Source organism: Lichenihabitans sp. PAMC28606 (assembly GCF_020616535.1).
GTDB lineage: Bacteria > Pseudomonadota > Alphaproteobacteria > Rhizobiales > Beijerinckiaceae > Lichenihabitans > Lichenihabitans psoromatis.
Genome location: NZ_CP085136.1, coordinates 193208 through 212420 on the forward strand (window position 1 = coordinate 193208; position 19213 = coordinate 212420).

Genomic DNA, 19213 nt, shown 5'->3' on the forward strand with positions numbered 1-19213 from the left:
CATGCCGTCGCAGGGGCCGCGATCCACGCATGGATCAGGCGGCCGTCGCGATGACATCGACTTCTGGCGAGGATTCATCTTATGCACAATCTTTATCAATCACGTGCCAGGAAACCTCTTCGAGCGTTTCACATATCGAAATTATGGCTTTTCTGACTCGTCTGAAGCCTTCGTCTTCATTTCCGGCTTGTCTCTTTCGCTGGCTTACGGCTCCAAGTTCCTCAATGGGGGTCAGGGCCTCGTGCTTGTCAGCCTCGCACGGCGCGCCATAAAACTTTACGCCGTTCACATTCTGCTGTCGCTCGCGGGCCTTGCGATCTTCGCCTCCGGCGCCGCTTTGGCGCAAAATTCGACGCTGATGCAAGAGCATGGCCGCGATCTTTTCATCGACGATCCATTTTCGGCGCTGATTGGACTATTCTCGCTCGGCCACCAGCTCGGGTATTTCAACATTCTGCCGCTCTACGTGCTGATGCTCGCCATGACGCCCGCCATGTTCTGGCTGGCCAAGCGCAATCGGCTGCTGATGTTGGCTGCTTCGCTTGCGGTCTACCTGCTGTCGCGCGTGGCCGGGTTGAACGTCCCGAGTTGGCCCATGAAGGGCGATTGGTTCTTCGATCCCTTCTCTTGGCAACTCATGATGGCGGTCGGCCTCGCTGTGGGTCTCAGTCTTCGCGATGGCGCCGTGCCGCGCAACCGTCTGGTGCTGCTGGTGGCCGGCGGCCTGGTGCTCGCGGCGGCCTTTTGTGCCACGGACGGATTGTCGTTCTGGCCCGGCCTGATGGATCTTGCCCGCGAGAGGGCCGATCTTGGCAAGACGACGCTTGGCGCAGGTCGCATCGTCCACTTTTTCGCCCTGGCCTATGTGGTTTATGGAATCGGATTGGCTCACAACATGCGCCATGCGGCCTGGTTCAGGCCGCTGTGTTCAATCGGACGAAGTGGCCTCTGGTCGTTCGCGATCCTATCGGTGCTGGCTGCCGTCGGGCAGGTCTTGACACAGTCGCTCGGCCATTCCGTTCTGCTCGACACGCTGCTGATCGGGGGTGGCCTTGGGCTCCTCTATGGTTGCGCGATGCTGCTGGATGGCCGGCGAGACGGCGCGATCCCGCTTTTGGCCGGCCTCTCGCCGCGGCGTTGACCTGCCTGCTTGCCTGTCGTGGATCCGACTGAATTCAAGATCGACGGCGGTTTCGCGATAGCCGAGGTCGTTGCATCGTGAGACGGCGACCGCGATGACGCCGATGTATCAGATGATAGACGAACAGAGGTCATGCACCGGGAGTGGTCGATGCCCCTTGTTCTGGCCGAGGTGGAGGCAAGGATTTGAGAACGCAAGCGCGTGTCGTCGTGATCGGCGGAGGCGTGGTCGGGGTGTCCACGCTCTATCACCTCGTCAAGAAAGGCTGGAGCGACAGCGTTCTGGTCGAGCGGAAGGAATTGACGTCCGGCTCGACCTGGCATGCCGCAGGTCTGCTGCCCTTGTTCAACGTCAGCTACTCGGTCGGCCAGATCCACAAATATTCGGTCAATCTCTATCGCGGGCTCGAAGCCGAGACGGGGCAGGCGGTCGGCTTCCGGCAAGTGTCCAACATCCGCCTCGCGCGCACAAAGGACCGGCTCGACGAATATAAATATTACGCCGGCATCTCGCGGACGATCGGCGGCATCGACGTCAAATTCCTGACGCCCGACGAACTGAAGGAGATCTGGCCCCTCTGCAACATCGATGGCGTGCTCGGCGCCATGCAGCATCCGCAGGATGGCTATATCCAGCCGGCCGATCTCACGCAGGCGCTGGCGAGAGGAGCGCGGAGCGGCGGCGGCGAAATCAACCGCAACACGACCGTGCTCGGCATCGAGCGCACGACCTCCGGCGAGTGGAAGGTGAAGACCGACAAGGGCGACATTCTCTGCGAGCATATCGTCTCGGCGAGTGGCAATTTCGCGCGGCAGACCGGCCGCATGGTCGGCCTCAATGTCCCGGTGATCCCGGTCGAGCATCAATATATCGTGACCGAGCCGCACCCCGCCATTCAGGAACGGAAGCGCCAGGGCCTGCCCGAAATGGGCGTGCTGCGTGAGTCCGATAGCTCCTGGTACATGCGCGAGGAAGCGGGCGGCTTGCTGCTCGGCCCCTACGAGAAGGGCGCTCCGGCCTGTTATGTCGAGGGTCCCTCGGCCGCGAGCGAATACGAGCTTTTCCAAGAAGATCTCGAGCGGCTGATGCCCTATGTCGAAACTGCGATCGAGCGGGTTCCGGCCTTCGGTGAAGTCGGCATCAAGAAGATCTATAACGGTGCGATCGCCTACACGCCGGACGGTAACCCGATTGTCGGGCCGGCGCCGGGTGTGCCGAACTTCTGGCTCAATGAAGGCCATTCGTTTGGCGTCACGGCCGCCGGTGGGGCCGGCTGGCAACTGGCCGAATGGATCGTCGAGGGTGAGCCGACCGTCGACATGATGGGCGTCGACCCGCGCCGCTATGGCCGATACGCCTCGAAGGGTTATCTGATTCAACGCAACGAGGAGGCCTATGCCAAGGTCTTCACGACACATTATCCGGATGAGGAGCGCGATACCGCCCGTCCTCTGCGGCAAACGCCTTGCTATAGCCGCATGCGCGACCTTGGGGCCGTGTTCGGATCGACCTTCGGGTGGGAGCGGCCGAACTGGTTCGCGCCGCCCGGCTATGCGCTCAGCGAGGCGGATCTCGCCAAGCCAGACGTGCTGCTCAACGAGAACCATCCGCCGGCGATCGACAGCAAGCGGCCGGTCGAAAAGTGGAGCTTTCGCCGTTCGAACTATTTCGATTTCGTCGGGCAGGAATGCCGCGCGATCCACGAGCGCGTCGGCCTTCAGGACATGTCGGCCTTCGCCAAATTCGAGATTTCCGGACGCGGCGCCGAGGCGTGGCTCGACCGGATCCTGACGAACCGGATTCCGAAGGCGCTCAACCGGGTCACATTGACCTATCTGTTGACCAAAAACGGCGGCATTCGGTCGGAGTTCACGCTGACCCGAATCGGCCCAGAGCGGTTCTATCTGGTTTCGGCCGGCGCGCTCGAGGAGCATGATTACGATACGCTGACGAAGCTGCTGCCGATCGACGGCAGTGTCCGCATCGACAAGACCACCACGCAATTTGGCGTTCTGGTTTTGGCCGGCCCGCAATCGCGCGCTCTGATGCAGCGGATCGCCGATGCCGACATGTCGAACGCCGCCTTCCCGTGGCTGACGGCCCAGCACCTCAGCGTCGGCGCCGCTGGTCTTCTCGCACTGCGGGTCAATTTCGAGGGGGAGCTCGGCTACGAGCTGCACCATCCGATCGAGATGCAGAACTACATCTTCGATCAGGTCATGGCGGCGGGCGCGGATTTCGGCATCAAGCCGTTCGGCTTGCGGGCCATGGATGCCATGCGGCTGGAGAAATCCTACAAGCTGATCCCGCGCGAATTATCGATCGAATATGCGGCCTATGAGTCGGGTCTCGATCGGTTCATCGACGCCAAGAAGGCGGACTTCCTCGGCCGGGACGCTCTGATGAAGCGTCGTGAGGCCGGCCTGCCGAACAAGACCGTGACGCTCGAAGTCTTTGGTGTGACCGATGCGGATGCGCGCGGGTCGGAGCCCCTTTATGTCGGAGACACGCTCGTCGGCCGCACGACATCGGGTGGCTATGGCTGGCGCGTCGGCAAATCCCTCGCTCTCGCGATGGTACGGCCTGATCTCGGAACACCGGGAACGGAAGTCGAGATCACGATCCTGGGAGAGCGCCGCCGCGCGGTCGTCATTCCGGAAAGCCCCTTCGATCCGGACAATGCCGTCTTGCGCGGCTGACGCAGAGGAGCGAGGATCGCCCATGGCCGATCTTTACGTCCTGTCATGGCGCGACATTCCGGCCCAGGTCATCGTGCGCGACGGCTTGCGCACGATCACGCGCGATCTGCCGAAGCGCTTTTCGGATGCGATCGGACGTGCGGCCTCGCGAGAGGGTCCGGCGGGGATCGACGACGATCCGTCGCAATGGCGCGAGAGTGCGGCTCGCCACTGCAGCGATGATCTTGAGGCCGCTGCACGGGATGCGATCGACGAAATCGAACGCAACTACGATGGAAAGATGCTGGCGGAGCTGTCGGCTGCGGCGGGGCATAGCAGACCTTTGACCATCCGTTAGGTTCGTCCCGCCTCCAAGTGTCCGATCGCCTGCTTCCGGCGTCACCGCCGAAAAAAGATTTCATTGCTCAATCGTGCAGCAAAGCTGAGTTGAGCGTCACAATCTCAGCCGATATCCCAGACCTATACGCTGTCGCCGAGCGCCAGATGATTCTGGCGCTTGTGATGTTGCGGGACATGGTCGCGCTCCGGCGGTCGAGAGGTTTGGATCTTGGTCGATCATTCAGCGCTATCGGGACTGCCGTCGGCCGCGAGCCTGCGGCGCCGCGGTATGGTGCTGGTATTCTCGGCCGGTGCGCTTTATGCCACCGCCGGCTTCTTCGCTCGTGTGGTCCATGTCGATGCCTGGACGCTGCTGGCCTGGCGATCGTTGTTCGGCGCCATGTTCATGGTGTTGGTGGTCGCAGCTGAACGCAAACGGTTCAGCCTTCGCGACTATGCGGTCAGTGGGCCTCATCTGCTTCTCGTCCCGCTGACGGCTCTTGGAACCATTGCCTATATTTTCGCGCTGACGCTCACCACCGTGGCAGATGTCATGATCGTCTATGCGACGACGCCCTTTGTGACCGCGGTCGTGGCGTGGCTCTGGTCGGGCGAGAAACCGAGCTCTCGGACGCTTGTCGCGAGTTCGGTCGCGCTGCTTGGGGTCGGGGTGATGATTGGGGCCAGCGCGCCAAGCGACGGCCGCCTCCTTGGCGCCGCCTTGACCCTGTTCATGAACGTCACATTCGCGATGGCGCTCGTCCTGGCTCGACGTCATCCGAACATCTCGATGACGCCGGCCAACACGCTTGGCATTTTGCTGGCCGCCTGTATCGGCTTCACATTCGGACCCAATGAGGCGGTGGGGCTTTTTTCACTGGTGATGCTGGCGCTGTTCGGCATTCTCACGATCGGGGTGGCGATTTGGCTGTTCATGCGAGGCGCCCGTTTGATCCCATCGGCCGAGGCAGCCTTGATCGGCATTTCCGATACGGCGATCGGCCCGGTCATCGTGTGGCTGGTCTTTGGCGAAAATCCCGGTCTAGCCTCGATCGTCGGCGGAGCGATCGTGGCGGCCGCGCTGCTCTGGCATATGTGGCCGGAATTATGTGGAGCTTTGCGGCGTCCAGCTCTGGCATGATGCCAATCATTTGACATTCGTCGAAAGTTTTCTGACACAATAGACGGGATGACGTTTGTTGCGGTCCCGCCGATGTTCGCTCCTGCAGTTGACGACCCGTCGGTCGGCAACCTGACGGTTCGATTCTGGGGCGCACGTGGCTCGTTTCCGGCGACCGGAACGGAATTCGCGCGCTTCGGCGGCAACACGTCCTGCGTCGAGATCCGGCTCGGCGATCGCATGTTCATCGTCGATGCTGGCTCGGGCTTCATCAAGGCGGGTGACGCGCTTATGGGCAACGTGCCGTCCCGCATCGACATTCTGTTCAGCCACCTGCATCACGATCACGTCTCCGGCTTCCCGTTCTTCGCGCCGGCACTCGCGGGCCATTGCGGCATTCGCACATATTGCGGAAACCTCGGTGGCGAGAGCGCTCAGAACGCGCTGGATGCGATGTTCTCGCCGCCGCTGTTTCCCGTGACGCTGGCGGCTTTCCCGACCCGTTTCGAACATTTCGGCTTCAAGGCCGGGGAGACGTTGCGGTTTGGCGATACCGAGATCGCGACCTGCCCGTTGTTTCATCCTGGTGGAGCGACCGGTTATCGCTTCGATCATGGCGGCCGGAGGGTTTGCTACATATCGGACATCGAGCATACCGACCCCTGGCCGGCCTCTCATCTGGTCCGCTTCTGCAAGGGGGCGGACCTCGTGATCTACGATTCGATGTATACCACGGCCGAATATGCGATGTTCAAGGGCTGGGGTCATTCGACGTGGAATGCCGGGCTCGCCTTGTGCAAGGCGGCCGGCGTGAGCCGGATGGCCGCGTTCCATCATTATCCGTTGCACAATGATAATGATCTCGATGCGATCGAGGCCGAGATCGCAGCGGCATCACCAGGGTCCTTCGTGGCGCGCGAGGGACAGTCGTTGGTTTTTACGCCAAAAATGGTCCTCGCGAACGCCATTGCGGGCTGACCAGCGCTGAGTTGTCCGCATCCGGCATTGACACGCGGAAGGTGACACGGGACGTCTGAGGTTTGTTGGTCCGCTGGAGACAGCGCTTGTCAGACCCGTTTCAGGATCCCGACGCCACGACCCAGCCGAGTGTCGGCCGATTCCTGCGCGGCTTGTTGTTTCCGCCGGCTCTCCGCAACTTTGTCCGCTCGCGCGAGGCCGGTCTCGTTCTCGTCAGTCTCGTGATCGGGCTGGTGAGCGGCTGCCTCGTCTCGTTCATCAGCTGGGGCGTGCAATCCATGCACGTTCTGCTGTTCTCGATGCCGATCGAGTCCCGGCTGAGCGCGACCGAGGATCTGCCGGTCTGGCGTATTCTGCTCATGCCGACCCTCGGCGGCGGCGTGCTGGCGTTGCTGGCCTTGGTCGGGCAACGGATGGGCGGTCGCCTCGCGGATGCGATCGAGGCCAATGCGCTCTATGGCGGACGGCTCTCGCTGACTGGAAGCTTGCTCGTGACGGCGCAAACGATGGCGTCCTGCGGCTTTGGCGCATCGGTCGGGCTGGAAGCAGGTTACGCGCAAATTTGCGCGGCCGTCGCGTCCCGCTTCGGCCTCAATTTGGCGGCTCGCCGGGCCGATCTGCGCCTGCTGGTCGCTTGCGGGGCAGGGGCCGCGATCTCGGCGGCCTTCGGTGCCCCGCTGGCCGGAGCCTTTTATGCGTTCGAGGTCGTGCTCGGGACCTACACGGTCGGCACGCTCGCGCCCGTGGCGGCCAGCGCGCTCGTGGCCAATCTCGTCAACCAGGGTCTTTCGTCGCCGGAATTCTTGATCAAGCCCGGGTCTCTTCAGGCCGTGAGCCCGCAGGACCTGATTCATGTGGTCGCCATTTCGGTGATCTGCGCTCTGGTCGGGATCGTTCTGATGTTGGCGGTGTCAGCCTCCGACTATCTGTTCCGCCGGTCCAACCTGCCGGTTTGGTCGCGAACGATCGTCGGTGGCGCTCTGGTTGGCTTGCTTGGGTTGATCACGCCACAAGTGCTCGGTGCCGGACACGGGGCAATGGAGCGGGATCTGGTGGCGTCGATCGGCCCGATGATGCTGGTCACGATCATCATCATGAAAGGCCTCGCTTCCGCGATCTCCCTGGGGGCCGGATTTCGCGGCGGCCTGTTCTATGCGTCGCTGCTGCTCGGCGCTCTGGTCGGGCGGCTCTATGCCGATGGCGGCTGGCTGCTCAATCCCGACCTTGCCTTCGACCCGGACCTTGCGGCGCTCACCGGCATGGCGGCGCTGGGGACGGGCGTGATCGGCGCACCGGTCACGATGACGGCGCTGGCGCTTGAGACGACCGGCAATTTTTCCATCACGATCGCGGCCCTGATCGCGGCCACGATCTCGTCCGCCATCGTGCGAGAGTTGTTCGGCTATTCGTTCGCGACCTGGCGCTTTCATCTGCGCGGTGAGGCCATCCGCGGTCCGCATGATGTCGGTTGGATGCGCGATCTTGCGGTTCGCAAGCTGATGCGAACGGAAGTCAGCACCCTGCCGGCCGATACGCTGTTGACCGCAGCCCGGACGCGTTTTCCGCTCGGCAGCGCCAAGCAGATCGTCGGGCTCGATCCGCAGGGTCGATATGCCGGTCTCGTTCTGCTCGACGATCTTTACACATCTCCCGAGGCGGCCGACCGGCCGATCAGCGTGATCGTGCGGCATCAGGACCATATGCTCTATCCGTGGATGACGGTGCGCGAGGCGCTCAGCCGATTTGAGACCTACGAGGCCGATGCGCTGGTCGTGGTTGATCATGAAGCGACGCTCAAGGTGATCGGCATCCTGAGCGAAGCGCATGCGTTGCGGCGCTACGGCGAGGAACTCGAGCGACAGAACCCCGATAATGTCACCACCTGAGGCCGCTCGTCAGGCTGGAAAGGTTCCATCATGGCTTGACCCCGGACCGCTGTTCGGTTGAAGAACGCGCATGATTTTGACCGCCAGAGCGCCCGCGAAGATCAATCTGTCGCTGCATATCGTGCGACGGCGCGAGGATGGATATCACGATCTTGAAAGCCTGGTGGCATTCGCCGGCGCGGGTGATCTCCTGTCGCTTGAACCCGGTCCGGATCTGACGCTCGAGACATCTGGCCCGACAGCGGCGGCCGCGGCAATCGGCGGCGATAATCTCGTGCTTCGGGCAGCGCGCGCGTTGCGCGAGCTTGTGCCGGATCTGACGCTGGGAGCCTTTCGATTGACAAAGCGGCTGCCCGTCGCGGCTGGGATCGGTGGCGGATCGTCCGATGCGGCTGCGGCTTTGCGATTGTTGGCTGAGGCCAATGCCATGCCGGCCGAGGACGAACGCCTCTTCGCCGCTGCCCGCGCGACCGGCGCCGACGTGCCGGTCTGCCTCGATCCGCGCGCCCGGATGATGCGAGGGACGGGCGAACGGCTTGGGCCGCCTCTCCGGCTTCAGCCGCTCGCAGCCGTCCTGGTCAATCCGGGGATCGGTCTAGAAACGCGCCATGTCTTCGGCCGCATGGGGCTTCAGCCCGGTCAAGATCATGGGATGCCGGCCCATCCGGAGGTTGGTGACCGCCCGACCGGCGATCATCTGTTCGGGTTACTCCGAAAGAGCCGGAACGACATGGAGGATGCCGCCAGCGTGCTGGCGCCCGTCATTTCCGACGTGTTGGCCGTCCTCGGCGCAGCAAGAGGCTGCCGGCTGACACGCATGTCCGGCTCCGGCACCACCTGTTTTGCGATCTTCGATGATTGTCGTGCCGCGTCGCGAGCCGCGCGAACCGTTCGACGCGATCATCCGGGGTGGTGGGTCAAGTCGACGGTTTTGCGCTGAGGCTTTCCTCAACTCATCGCCTTACGCCTCGGTCGGATCGACGGCGGGCAAACCGCCACCGCCTCCGACCTTGGCTTTTCCTCAGTGCGTGCGGGCGATGCAGAAGTCGATCACGCCGCCGAGTGCGGTCTTGAAGTCCGATTGTGGGAATAACTCGAGCGCGTCCTGGGCCATTGCGCCGTAATGTCGCGCGCGTTCGATCGTGTCCTCGATGGCCCGGTGTTTCCGCATGGTCGACATCGCGACAGCGAGATCGCCATCCTCGATCTTCCCGTCTTCGAGGCAACGACGCCAGAAGCTTCGCTCCTGCTCCGATCCCCGCCGAAACGAGAGCACGACCGGGAGCGTGATCTTACCTTCGCGGAAGTCGTCGCCGACATTCTTACCAAGCTTGATGCTCGATCCGCCATAGTCCAGCGCATCGTCGATCAACTGAAATGCGATCCCGAGGTTCATGCCATAGGCACGGCAAGCGGCGATCTCCGGCTTCGACCGGCCGGCCAAAATCGGGCCGACCTCGCAGGCGGCCGCGAAGAGCGCCGCCGTCTTGGCTCGGATCACCGCGAGATAATCGTCTTCGGTGGTGCTCGTGTCCTTGGCGGCCGAGAGTTGCATGACTTCACCCTCCGCGATCACGGTGGCGGCGGACGACAACACGTCGAGGCAAGGCAATGACCCAACCTCAACCATCATCTTGAAGGCCTGCCCCAGGAGGAAGTCACCCACCAGCACGCTCGCCTCATTGCCCCAAAGCATGCGAGCCGCGAGTTTACCGCGACGAAGATCGCTCTGATCGACGACGTCGTCATGCAGCAACGTCGCCGTATGCATGAACTCCACGGCCGCTGCGAGCTTGATATGATCGTTGCCCGTATGGGCACACAGGCCAGCGGTCGCCAGCGTCATCATCGGACGAAGGCGCTTGCCACCCGAACTGATGAGGTGATTGGCAACTTCCGGGATCATCGTGACGCTGGAGCCGGTCCGCGCCAGGATCGTTTGATTGACGCGCTTCATATCGGCATCCACGAGCGACACCAGCAGATTGAGCTCGCCGCCGCTTGCCGGCTCTTCAAGAGGTATGACCAGACCCAAAGGTGATGTTCCTTGCCATGAGAGCAGGATCGGTTTGACGTCACGCCGGAAAGCGACCCCGAGACCGCCAAGCCTGCCCACTGATCCACCCAGTCAGTACCGATGTTATGACCTGCTGGGAAGCGCGCGGACCATAAAGCTGTGATCGCGATGCCGCAACATTCACACTACCGGCGGATGACATGATCGAGATGGGCTTTGCAGTGGGCGATGCAACGCGGCAAAGTCGGCGAGGATCGACACGATCCTTCCGTTTGGTCATATCGAAAGCTGTCCACCCTGATGATCGAACTGCTCCGGACCAACGATCTGATTTTGATCTCGCTGATTGAGGCGATGTTTACGGACGATCGGATCGGCTACTTCGTGGCCGACCAGCATATGAGCGCCATGGAGGGTTCGAGCGGTTTTCTACAACGCCGGATTTTAGTGGCCGACGATCAGATCGACCAGGCGCGGCGCTTGTTGCGGGATGCCGGTCTCGGTCAAGAGCTCAAACATGGGTGAGGTCGGCCAAAACCTGGGCGGCGCCGCCAACATCACGCTCACGGCGCTTCTCGATGGTCGCTTGTCCGTCTACCAGCCCTGCGTCGGACACAAGGCCGGAACCGACGCGGTCCTCTTGGCTGCTGCCGCACCGGATCTTGGCCAAGGCACTTTCGTCGATGTGGGGTCTGGTGTCGGCACGGTGGGATTGCTTGTCGCGCTCAGGCAACCCGGCACGACCGGACTTTTGCTCGAGCGTGATCCCGTGGTGGCCGATCTGGCGCGTCGCAACGTCGCGCTGAACAATATGAGCGTTCGACTGAGGGTACTGGAAGCGGATCTGTTCGACGGTGCTACGCGGGGCACGCTTCGCGACAAGGCGGATCTTGTGATTACCAATCCGCCCTTCTTTTTAGCCGGCCGCTCCCGTGTGTCGCCCCATTCGGGAAAGGCTGCTGCCCATGTGCTCGATGCAGGGCCGGGCGAGCAACATGATGGCCATGGACACTGGTTGCGAGCCACAATTTCTCTGCTCGGACCGCATGGCCGATTGCTGATGATTCATCGCCCCGAAGCTTTACCCCAGCTGCTCGCCGCCGCTACGGGCCGACTTGGCGAGATCCGCATCATGCCGATCCATGCGCGGACAGGCGATCCAGCCATCAGAATCTTGATGATGGGCACGCGCGGCAGTCGCGCACCGCTGACAATAGCCGACCGCTTTGTTCTTCACGGCGAAGGCGGTTCCTTCACGCCGGCGGCCGCCGCCGTGCATTGCGGTGAGCCGCTGTCGTTGATGTGACCAAAAAAAAGCCGGCCAACGAGGGCCGGCTTTCGCCTTCATGTTTAATCGACGGTCAGCAGACGCGAACGAGATGCGGGCCGTAATAATCGTAGACCCGGCGGAGGCAACCGCCGTAGCCGTAACCGCCGTAACCGGCGCCGTAATAACCAGGCCCGTAAGCGCCATACCCGCCGTACACGGATCCGAGACCAAGGCCGAGGCCGAAGCCTGCTAGCCCGTAGCCATAACCACCATAACCGCGATGCCCATAGCCGCCATATCCACCGCGATAGCCATAACCGCCGCCACGATACCCACCGTAGCCGCCATGGAAGCCGCCGCCATGACGGAAGACCCCGCCGCCGCCGAAACCGCCGCCGCCGAAGCCGTGACCGCCAAATGCCGCAGCTGGCTGCACGGACGCGAGGGAGCCGCCGACAAGTGTCAGACCCATCGCGCCGACTAAACCTGCTTTACGGATGTTTGCTTTGATATCAATCATTGTATGATGTCCAAACTGTCTATTTCTCAAAAACAACGCCCATTGCGATATATGGTTCCGCGATGTATTGAAATCTAGGGGACGTTCGACACAGGCCAGCAACTAATCTTGTGTTCATCTTGCGTTCATCTACCATTCATCTTGCAAGACGAGCAGACCGTCCGTCATGATATACCGACCGCGGGACGATCGATCCTAAATCGACGTCGGACGTTTGATGGTTGGGCCATCGTGTCTGCGCCTGTAGAAGGCTGCGGACGGCGGCCTAGACTGACTATTCCCGGCTGTCGCATCGCAGCCAGCACCGAGGAGCATCATGCGCTATCTTCACACAATGGTCCGCGTCACGGATCTCGACAAGACCCTGGCGTTCTTTTGCGGACAGCTTGGCATGACCGAGACCCGCCGTATCGAGAATGAGAAAGGCCGCTTCACGCTGGTGTTTCTCGCTTCGAGCGATGATGTCGAAGCGGGGCGGGCGCATCAGGCACCCCTGCTCGAACTCACTTACAACTGGGACCCGGAAAGCTATTCGGGCGGCCGGAACTTCGGCCATCTCGCCTACGAGGTCGATAATATCTACGATCTCTGCGATCGCCTCATGAAGGCCGGTGTCACCATCAATCGCCCGCCGCGCGACGGCCACATGGCCTTCGTGCGCTCGCCCGACAATATCTCGCTTGAGCTTCTGCAAAAAGGTGGCCCGCTCGCGCCTGCCGAGCCTTGGCTGTCCATGAAGAATACGGGAGAATGGTAGCAAGCTCTTGCGGTTCGCGAGGGTCAACGACTCTCTGCGGGTAAGATGATGGCGTCCGATCACGATTTTCTGCTGCAAGCCGTGGCTTTGTCGAAATCCAATATGGAGCAGGGCCGCGGCGGTCCCTTCGGGGCCGTCATCGTGCGCGACGGGGTCGTGATCGGAGAAGGCTGGAATGCGGTGACGTCGTCAAACGATCCGACGGCGCATGCGGAGATCATCGCGATCCGGCGCGCCTGCGAGGCAGTCGGGTCGTTCTCGCTCGATGGAGCTACGATCTTTTCAAGCTGCGAACCCTGTCCAATGTGCCTGTCGGCCATCTATTGGGCACGCATGGGGCGGCTCGTCTATGCCAATACGCGGCACGAAGCCGCTGCGATCGGCTTCGACGATGCCTTTCTTTATGATGAGGTGCCGAAAGACGCTGCGGACCGGTCGCTCCCGACCGAACAAGTGGTGTCTCCGGAAGCCAGGGCGGTGTTCGACGCTTGGGCGGCCAAAAGCGATAAGGTGGAGTACTAGCCCCCATGTCGGACGTCTCGACGGTCGTTTCGGGATCTGGCGCGGGCATGCGGGCCCGCAGCGCCTCCTACGTGTCGGACTTGATCCAATCGGTGGCCGATCGAGGGCGGCTGCTTATCGGCTATCCGCGCCTCTCCGGCGGCGACCATCCCGCCGTCTTGCGACTGGCAGAGGCGTTGATGTCGGTCCGTGGCGAAGCCTCGGGCGTGGCTCTCGCGCAGCAGATGCTCCAGGCTTATGCGGCGCTGCCGGTCGTGGAGCGTCGCATCGTTCTCAACGACATGGCGCGCCGCTATGGCCCTGACCTCACGGCTCTGATGGCCGCCTCCAAGGCGTTCCTGGCCACCCCGACCCTGGCGCTCGCCGCCACGGTCCAGAAGGCTGCCGAACCCCGCGCGCTCGAACTCATTCGGCGGCTCAATCTGGCGCCCGGCGGAACACCGTCGCTGGTTGCCATGCGGGCCGATCTTCTCGCCTGCCTCGGCGGTGATCCGCTTTTGGCAGATCTCGATCGTGCCTTCGCGGCGTCTTTTGCGTCCTGGTTCAATCGCGGCTTTCTGGAGATGCAGCGGATCGACTGGTCCACGTCGGCCAATGTGCTCGAGAAGATCATTCGCTACGAGGCGGTTCACGCCATATCGGGTTGGGACGATCTGCGTCGTCGGCTCGCGCCGCAGGATCGACGCCTTTATGCGTTCTTCCACCCCGCCCTGATCGACGAGCCCTTGATCTTCGTCGAGGTGGCGCTGACGACCGCAATCCCAAGCACAATTGCGCCGCTCTTGGCGGGCCAACCCTCTCCGGCTTCGGACACCCCGGCCAACACAGCCGTCTTTTACTCGATTTCGAACGCACAGGCGGGTCTTCGGGGTGTCTCGTTTGGCAATTTCCTCATCAAACACGTGGTCGAGGAACTCAAGCGCGAGTTGCCGCGCCTGCAGACCTTCGTCACGCTATCGCCCGTTCCGGGGTTTGCGGCTTGGCTCACGTCGGTGATCGAAAACGACACGGATGGTCTGCTCAGCCCCGAGGATCGGCGCGTCCTGAACTTCGTCGATCGACCGAACTGGCACGAGAAGGCCAGTGCGAGCGAGCCGGTTCATCGCGTGCTGCTGCCGCTGGCGGCGCATTATTTCCTGCGCGCGCGGACGCCCGGCGGACGGGTCATCGATCCGGTTGCACGGTTCCACCTCGGCAACGGAGCGCGGCTCGAACGCATCAATCCGCTTGGCGACGTGTCGCGCAAAGGCATGGCGACGTCGCATGGGCTGATGGTCAACTACATCTACAATCGCGACGAGATCGAAGCCAACCACGAGATTTTCGCCAATAAAAACGAGGTCGTGGCCGCTAGCGCCGTCCGCAAATTGTTGCGGACCCGTGCCGTGCCGAAGACCGTCGCGTCCCACGCATAAGGAATTTCAGCATGTTTTCGACCGATGCCTGGGCGCGGAACACGGCTGTCTACGAGCGCATCCGCACCATGCCGTTCAATCAGAACCTCGCGGACGGCACGCTGCCACTGAAGCTGTTCCGGCACTACATCATCCAGGACGCGCATTACCTCGTCGCCTTCGCACAGGCACTTGCGATCGCCTCCGCCAAAGCGGACCACCCCGATCACGTGGTGCAATTCGCACAGGGCGCGGCAGGCGCGATCGCGGTCGAACGGGAGTTGCACACCGGCTACTTCCGCACCTTCGGGGTCACGCCGGACGAGGTGGCGTCGACACCGGTTTCTCCAGCGGCTCATCATTACATCAGCTTTTTGATCGCAACCGGCTTTCGGGAGCCGCTGGCGGTTCATCTCGCGGCGCTGCTGCCATGTTTCTGGGTCTATCGCGAGGTGGGCCGCGACATTCTTGGACGCGCCTCGATCGATAATCCCTACCGGGCCTGGATCGACGCCTATGGCGGGGAAGACTTCTCGACCGCGGTCGATGCCATGATCGCCACCACCGACGCTCTGGCCGCAGAAGCGGGCGCGCCCATCGTCGCTGCGATGCATGCGGCCTTCACGCGCGCCACCCAACTCGAATGGATGTTTTGGGACTCGGCCTATCGCGATGCGGGTTGGCCGGTTTGATCGCCGAACACGAGAGAATGCGATGCACCTGATCAGCGCAGCGGGCCTCGAAAATGCGATCCTGCATTTTGGCTATGCAGCAGTTTTCCTCGTGATCGCGCTTGAAAGCGCCGGCCTGCCTGTGCCGGGCGAAGCCACGCTGATCTCCGCCTCGATCTATGCCGCCGCCACCCACGCCTTATCGCTGCCGTTGATCATCATGGCGGCGACGGGCGGCGCGATCATCGGCGACAACATTGGGTTTTGGGTCGGTCACCGCTTCGGTTTCGCGCTGCTGCTGCGATATGGCAAACACATCGGGCTCGGCGAACCGCAGTTGAAGCTCGGTCAATATGTCTTTGCAAAATACGGCGGAACGATCGTGTTCGTCGGCCGCTTCGTCGCGGTGCTGCGCGCCTTTGCGGCCGTGCTGGCTGGCGCCAACCGCTATTCGTGGGGTAAATTCCTGCTGTTCAATGCCGCTGGCGGCCTCATCTGGGCAACAGTTTACGGCTGCGCGGCTTTCTGGTTCGGCCGCTCGATCCATCGGTTCATGGGTCCGGTCGGACTGGGGCTCGGTCTTCTGGCGCTCGTCGCAATCGTCGGCGGCTGGCGGATTGTCAAGCAGCAGCAGGCTGCCCTGCAGTTGGAGGCGGAACGCGCCTATCCGGGCCCACTCTCGGCTCGCGTCTGACGCGCGTCGGCTCGACGACTCAGACGCGCAGTCGCAGCCTAGCAAGCCTGGAGGAAAAACCGCATCATCTCGGCCGACGCGTCTGGGCCATCCGGATCGGTATACGACCCGGATCGGCTGCCACCCGCCCAAGCGTGGCCGGCGCCGCCAAGGCTCCAATTCTCGAAGCGGATCGCGCCTTTGGCGTCTCGACCCAATGTCCTGACGAAAGATCGCCCGCTGAGACACGCCCCGGTTTCGGTTTCGGTCTGCAGTCCGGTTTCGCGTGCCGTGATCTGCGCCACGATGGCGTCGGCATTGTGCGGATGCACGGTTCGATCGGCGTCGCCATGCAGCACGATGACCGGAATCGCCCGCTCGAGCAGGCTGTGCTGGATGGTTTCGGCTGTTGCGGCCTGTCCGAACCAGCCGCCTTTTCCGCCGCCGTTGCCCTGCATCGCCGAAAAGGCCGATGACATGTCGGATGCGGCTCCGTAGGCGAGGCCCGAATGGATGCCTACCGCCGCATAGAGGTCGGGATAGAGTTCCGCCAGAATGGCCGCCATGGCGCCCCCCGCCGAAAGACCTGCCACGAACGTGCGGTTGGGACCGATGCCGAATTCGGCGGCAATCGCGCGCGTCAGTCCGGCCAAAATGCCGGGCTCGCCCGCATCGCGGTGCTGATCTTTCGGCTCGAACCAATTCCAGCACCCGGACGCGTTGGCGCTTCGGCTCTGCTCGGGATAGACGACCGCGACATTATGCCGGGCCGCGATATCATTCATGCGCGTTCCGACCGCGAAATCATCCGGATTCTGCGAGCAGCCATGCAGCATGACCAAGAGAGCGGTCGGCTTCTTCTCAAGGTCGGGGCGGAAAAGCTTATAATTGCGCGACCCGTAACGCTCCGCATGCGACCGCATGACGAAACTGCCACGCGTCGCATCCGCCTTCAGGTCCGTTGTGTTGGCGGCGCTCGGCCAAAACGGGGACGTGAAGGACGACAAGGTGCTGGCCAGCGCCGCCACATTGCCGGGCGGGGCGCAGCATGTCGCCGGATCGCGCTCAGCGCGTGAACTCACGGACGCACCGGGGCCGACCATCGTCTTGGCGACGACATCGCCCACGCCGGACACCGCCTTGCGGATCAGATCGGTGGCCTCGCCCAGGTCGCCGTTTCGCAACAGACGCGTCGCGGCTTCAATCGCTTTATTGATGGCGGGCATAAGCACTCTTTCCAATGGTTGAGTGACGGTGCCCGTCGCGCAACCATCGTCATCTCACCATTAAACGACATGACCCGGAAGATGGTGCAGTGCAGCAAAAACGTCAAGCCGGACGCCACAGCCCGAAACGCCAAGAAGCGCGCGATCCGGATCGGATGGCGCGCTTTCACAGGTCTTGAGCGGCGTCGATCGAGCTGGTTCAGCCCGCGACGGCGTGGGCCGAGGTCTCGCGATTGGCGGGCTCGCCGACCCGCTCCTGGGTGCTGCGTTCGGTGATGTAGTCGTGGACGACGCGCCCGTAGGGCAGCGTGAGATCGGCGATGATGTGGGTGGCGCCGACGATGCGGCGAACCGGCAGATCGGCGACCGGAGCGTTGACATGCGGCACAAGGTGCAACCGCGCCGGGCCGCTCCAAGACCCCTTGATCGTAATGTCCTCGATGTTGAGGGCCACGAGCTGACAGATCTCGGCATTGCCGTCGATGCCCGGGATGATCTTGAGATTGATCTGCGTTTTGGCTAGGGACTTCATGGTGCGCTGCTGGTCGCCCGCCATGGCGACATGCTTATAGCCCATCGTGCCCATCGCGACCTGCTGGCCCGCATATTCCAAGGTGCCGGTCAGGGTGTCCTTCACGAGCTCCAGCTTGGGATGCGCGTATTTCTTGGGAAAGCCCCAGATCTCGCGACCCGCCGCGATGGGTGCTTCGTCATCGAGATACATCTGCGACACGAAGCTGACATCCTCGCCCTTGAAGCGGCATGGAATTACGATGCCGCTCTCGGTGTAATCGCCGAAGCCGGATGAATCCGGCATCTTGATCCATTCGTAGACCACGATCGGTTGTTCGATCGGCTCCAGCGGCTCGGGAAGGTGATGGCGGATCAGCTCCGGATCCGTCTCGTAGGTGATGGTGAAATATTCCCGATCGACGAACCGATACGGCCCGGCCGGATAGCTCGGGCTCGCCAGCGGGGTCGAGCGAAGTTGGAGGATATCCTCGGCTTTCATGATGCTGCCTCGTCGTTGCGGAGCTATTCGGCCGTCCAGCCGCCGTCGATCGGCAGGATAGTGCCGGTGATCGATTTGGCCGCATCGGACGCCAGGAACACCGCGAGAGCCGCGACCTCGTCGACGGTGACGAATTGCTTGGTTGGCTGGGCATGCAGCAGCACGTCGTTGATGACCTGCTCCTTGGTCATGTTGCGGGCCTGCATCGTGTCCGGGATCTGCTTTTCGACCAGCGGCGTCCACACGTAGCCGGGGCAGATCGCATTGGCCGTAATGCCGAAGGTGGCGGCTTCCAGCGCCACCGTCTTGGTCAGGCCGGCGATGCCGTGTTTGGCCGCCACATAGGCCGACTTGTAGGGCGAGGCGACGAGCGCGTGCGCCGATGCCGTGTTGATGATGCGGCCCCATTTGCGAGCCTTCATGCCGGGCAGGGCGGCGCGGATGGCGTGGAACGCCGCCGTCAGGTTGATGGCGATGATCTGGTCCCACTTGTCGACCGGAAAGTCTTCGATCGGCGCGACGAACTGGATACCGGCATTGTTGACCAGCAGATCGACGCTGCCGAAGGTGTTTTCCGCATCCGCGATCATGGTGGCGATCTCAGCGCCTTTGGACATGTCGGCGCCCGAATAATGCGCCGTGACGCCGAACTCGCTCTCGATGGTGGAACGCTCCCGCTCGATGGCCGACGCATCGCCGAAACCATTGATCACGACATTGGCGCCCTGCTGGGCATAGGCGCGTGCGATCGCGAGCCCGATGCCGCTGGTGGAGCCGGTCACGACGGCGGTTTTGCCTTTGAGCATGATGTGTCCTTTGCCGGAATTGTCGAGCGCCAAGCGGCCGGTCTTGCGGAACCGCCGCTGTTTTGGAGAACCGAGTTGACGGTACGACGAAGCTTTCGCTTCGGTAAGATGACAGGGCAGGCGATCATCCCGCCATCGCGTTCGTCACACGCTCGTCAGCGATCGTCCGTATGGCCCATGGCGATGGAGTTCGCTCCGTCCCA

At 62.5% G+C, this 19213-nt stretch carries 19 protein-coding genes; 14 read left to right on the forward strand and 5 right to left on the reverse strand.

Annotated features, from left to right (window positions below; translation table 11 throughout):
- The first annotated feature begins 1 nt into the window (after position 1).
- The 7 genes from LGH83_RS00885 to LGH83_RS00915 all read left to right on the forward strand — a co-directional run bounded on the left by LGH83_RS00885 (position 2) and on the right by LGH83_RS00915 (position 9082).
- Positions 2–1141 (forward strand): OpgC family protein, encoded by a 1140-nt coding sequence (locus tag LGH83_RS00885; RefSeq protein WP_227401668.1) that lies wholly within the window; start codon positions 2–4, stop codon positions 1139–1141.
- 185 nt (positions 1142–1326) lie between these two features.
- The gene (locus LGH83_RS00890) at positions 1327–3840 is read left to right on the forward strand and encodes a GcvT family protein (protein ID WP_227400249.1); all 2514 of its coding nucleotides are present in this window, start codon (positions 1327–1329) and stop codon (positions 3838–3840) included.
- Positions 3841–3862: 22 nt separating this feature from the next.
- Positions 3863–4177, forward strand: coding sequence for a virulence factor (locus tag LGH83_RS00895; RefSeq protein ID WP_227400250.1), 315 nt, complete (start codon positions 3863–3865; stop codon positions 4175–4177).
- A 210-nt stretch (positions 4178–4387) separates the two neighbouring features.
- A complete protein-coding gene (locus LGH83_RS00900; protein WP_227400251.1) occupies positions 4388–5299 on the forward strand; it encodes a DMT family transporter in 912 nt (303 codons plus the stop codon).
- 72 nt (positions 5300–5371) lie between these two features.
- The gene (locus LGH83_RS00905; protein ID WP_227400252.1) at positions 5372–6256 is read left to right on the forward strand and encodes an MBL fold metallo-hydrolase; all 885 of its coding nucleotides are present in this window, start codon (positions 5372–5374) and stop codon (positions 6254–6256) included.
- 86 nt (positions 6257–6342) lie between these two features.
- Positions 6343–8142, forward strand: a complete 1800-nt coding sequence (locus LGH83_RS00910) for a chloride channel protein (protein ID WP_227400253.1) — start codon at positions 6343–6345, stop codon at positions 8140–8142.
- A 73-nt stretch (positions 8143–8215) separates the two neighbouring features.
- Positions 8216–9082 carry a 4-(cytidine 5'-diphospho)-2-C-methyl-D-erythritol kinase gene (locus tag LGH83_RS00915; protein ID WP_227401669.1) on the forward strand — a complete coding sequence of 289 codons (867 nt, stop codon included), beginning with the start codon at positions 8216–8218 and terminating at the stop codon, positions 9080–9082.
- Between the two features lie 81 nt (positions 9083–9163).
- Here LGH83_RS00915 and LGH83_RS00920 read toward each other — a convergent pair whose 3' ends face one another.
- Positions 9164–10177: a polyprenyl synthetase family protein gene (locus LGH83_RS00920; RefSeq protein WP_227400254.1), complete on the reverse strand. Its 1014-nt coding sequence runs from the start codon at positions 10175–10177 to the stop codon at positions 9164–9166.
- Positions 10178–10459: 282 nt separating this feature from the next.
- Between LGH83_RS00920 and LGH83_RS00925 the strand changes: the two genes are divergently transcribed.
- Together LGH83_RS00925 and LGH83_RS00930 are read left to right on the forward strand one after the other, a co-directional pair.
- A complete protein-coding gene (locus tag LGH83_RS00925; protein ID WP_227400255.1) occupies positions 10460–10684 on the forward strand; it encodes a DUF2007 domain-containing protein in 225 nt (74 codons plus the stop codon).
- A complete protein-coding gene (locus LGH83_RS00930) occupies positions 10677–11465 on the forward strand; it encodes a tRNA1(Val) (adenine(37)-N6)-methyltransferase (RefSeq protein ID WP_227400256.1) in 789 nt (262 codons plus the stop codon). Before LGH83_RS00925 ends, LGH83_RS00930 begins: the two co-directional genes overlap by 8 nt.
- Before the next feature lie 55 nt (positions 11466–11520).
- On the opposite strand, the gene LGH83_RS00935 is transcribed toward LGH83_RS00930, so the two are convergent.
- Positions 11521–11901 (reverse strand): hypothetical protein, encoded by a 381-nt coding sequence (locus LGH83_RS00935; protein WP_227400257.1) that lies wholly within the window; start codon positions 11899–11901, stop codon positions 11521–11523.
- A gap of 364 nt (positions 11902–12265) precedes the next feature.
- On the opposite strand from LGH83_RS00935, the gene LGH83_RS00940 reads away from it, so the two are divergent.
- From LGH83_RS00940 to LGH83_RS00960, 5 genes are read left to right on the forward strand one after another with little or no spacing between them, the layout of a single operon-like run.
- Positions 12266–12706: a VOC family protein gene (locus LGH83_RS00940; RefSeq protein ID WP_131194249.1), complete on the forward strand. Its 441-nt coding sequence runs from the start codon at positions 12266–12268 to the stop codon at positions 12704–12706.
- A 45-nt stretch (positions 12707–12751) separates the two neighbouring features.
- Entirely contained in the window at positions 12752–13228 is a 477-nt protein-coding gene (locus LGH83_RS00945; protein ID WP_227400258.1) for a nucleoside deaminase, read from the forward strand.
- A 5-nt stretch (positions 13229–13233) separates the two neighbouring features.
- Positions 13234–14643 (forward strand): malonyl-CoA decarboxylase, encoded by a 1410-nt coding sequence (locus LGH83_RS00950; protein ID WP_227400259.1) that lies wholly within the window; start codon positions 13234–13236, stop codon positions 14641–14643.
- Between the two features lie 11 nt (positions 14644–14654).
- Complete coding sequence (tenA, locus tag LGH83_RS00955) at positions 14655–15314, forward strand: thiaminase II (RefSeq protein ID WP_227400260.1); 660 nt, start codon at positions 14655–14657, stop codon at positions 15312–15314.
- 22 nt (positions 15315–15336) lie between these two features.
- On the forward strand, positions 15337–15987 hold the full coding sequence (locus tag LGH83_RS00960; protein WP_227400261.1) for a DedA family protein: 651 nt from the start codon (positions 15337–15339) through the stop codon (positions 15985–15987).
- Positions 15988–16025: 38 nt separating this feature from the next.
- Here the strand turns inward: LGH83_RS00960 and LGH83_RS00965 are convergent, their stop codons facing one another.
- From LGH83_RS00965 to LGH83_RS00975, 3 genes are all read right to left on the reverse strand, one after another.
- Positions 16026–17192 (reverse strand): alpha/beta hydrolase family esterase, encoded by a 1167-nt coding sequence (locus LGH83_RS00965; RefSeq protein ID WP_227400262.1) that lies wholly within the window; start codon positions 17190–17192, stop codon positions 16026–16028.
- 199 nt (positions 17193–17391) lie between these two features.
- Positions 17392–18204, reverse strand: coding sequence for an acetoacetate decarboxylase (locus LGH83_RS00970; RefSeq protein ID WP_131115856.1), 813 nt, complete (start codon positions 18202–18204; stop codon positions 17392–17394).
- Between the two features lie 23 nt (positions 18205–18227).
- The gene (locus tag LGH83_RS00975) at positions 18228–19010 is read right to left on the reverse strand and encodes a 3-hydroxybutyrate dehydrogenase (protein WP_319799587.1); all 783 of its coding nucleotides are present in this window, start codon (positions 19008–19010) and stop codon (positions 18228–18230) included.
- Between the last annotated feature and the right edge of the window lie 203 nt (positions 19011–19213).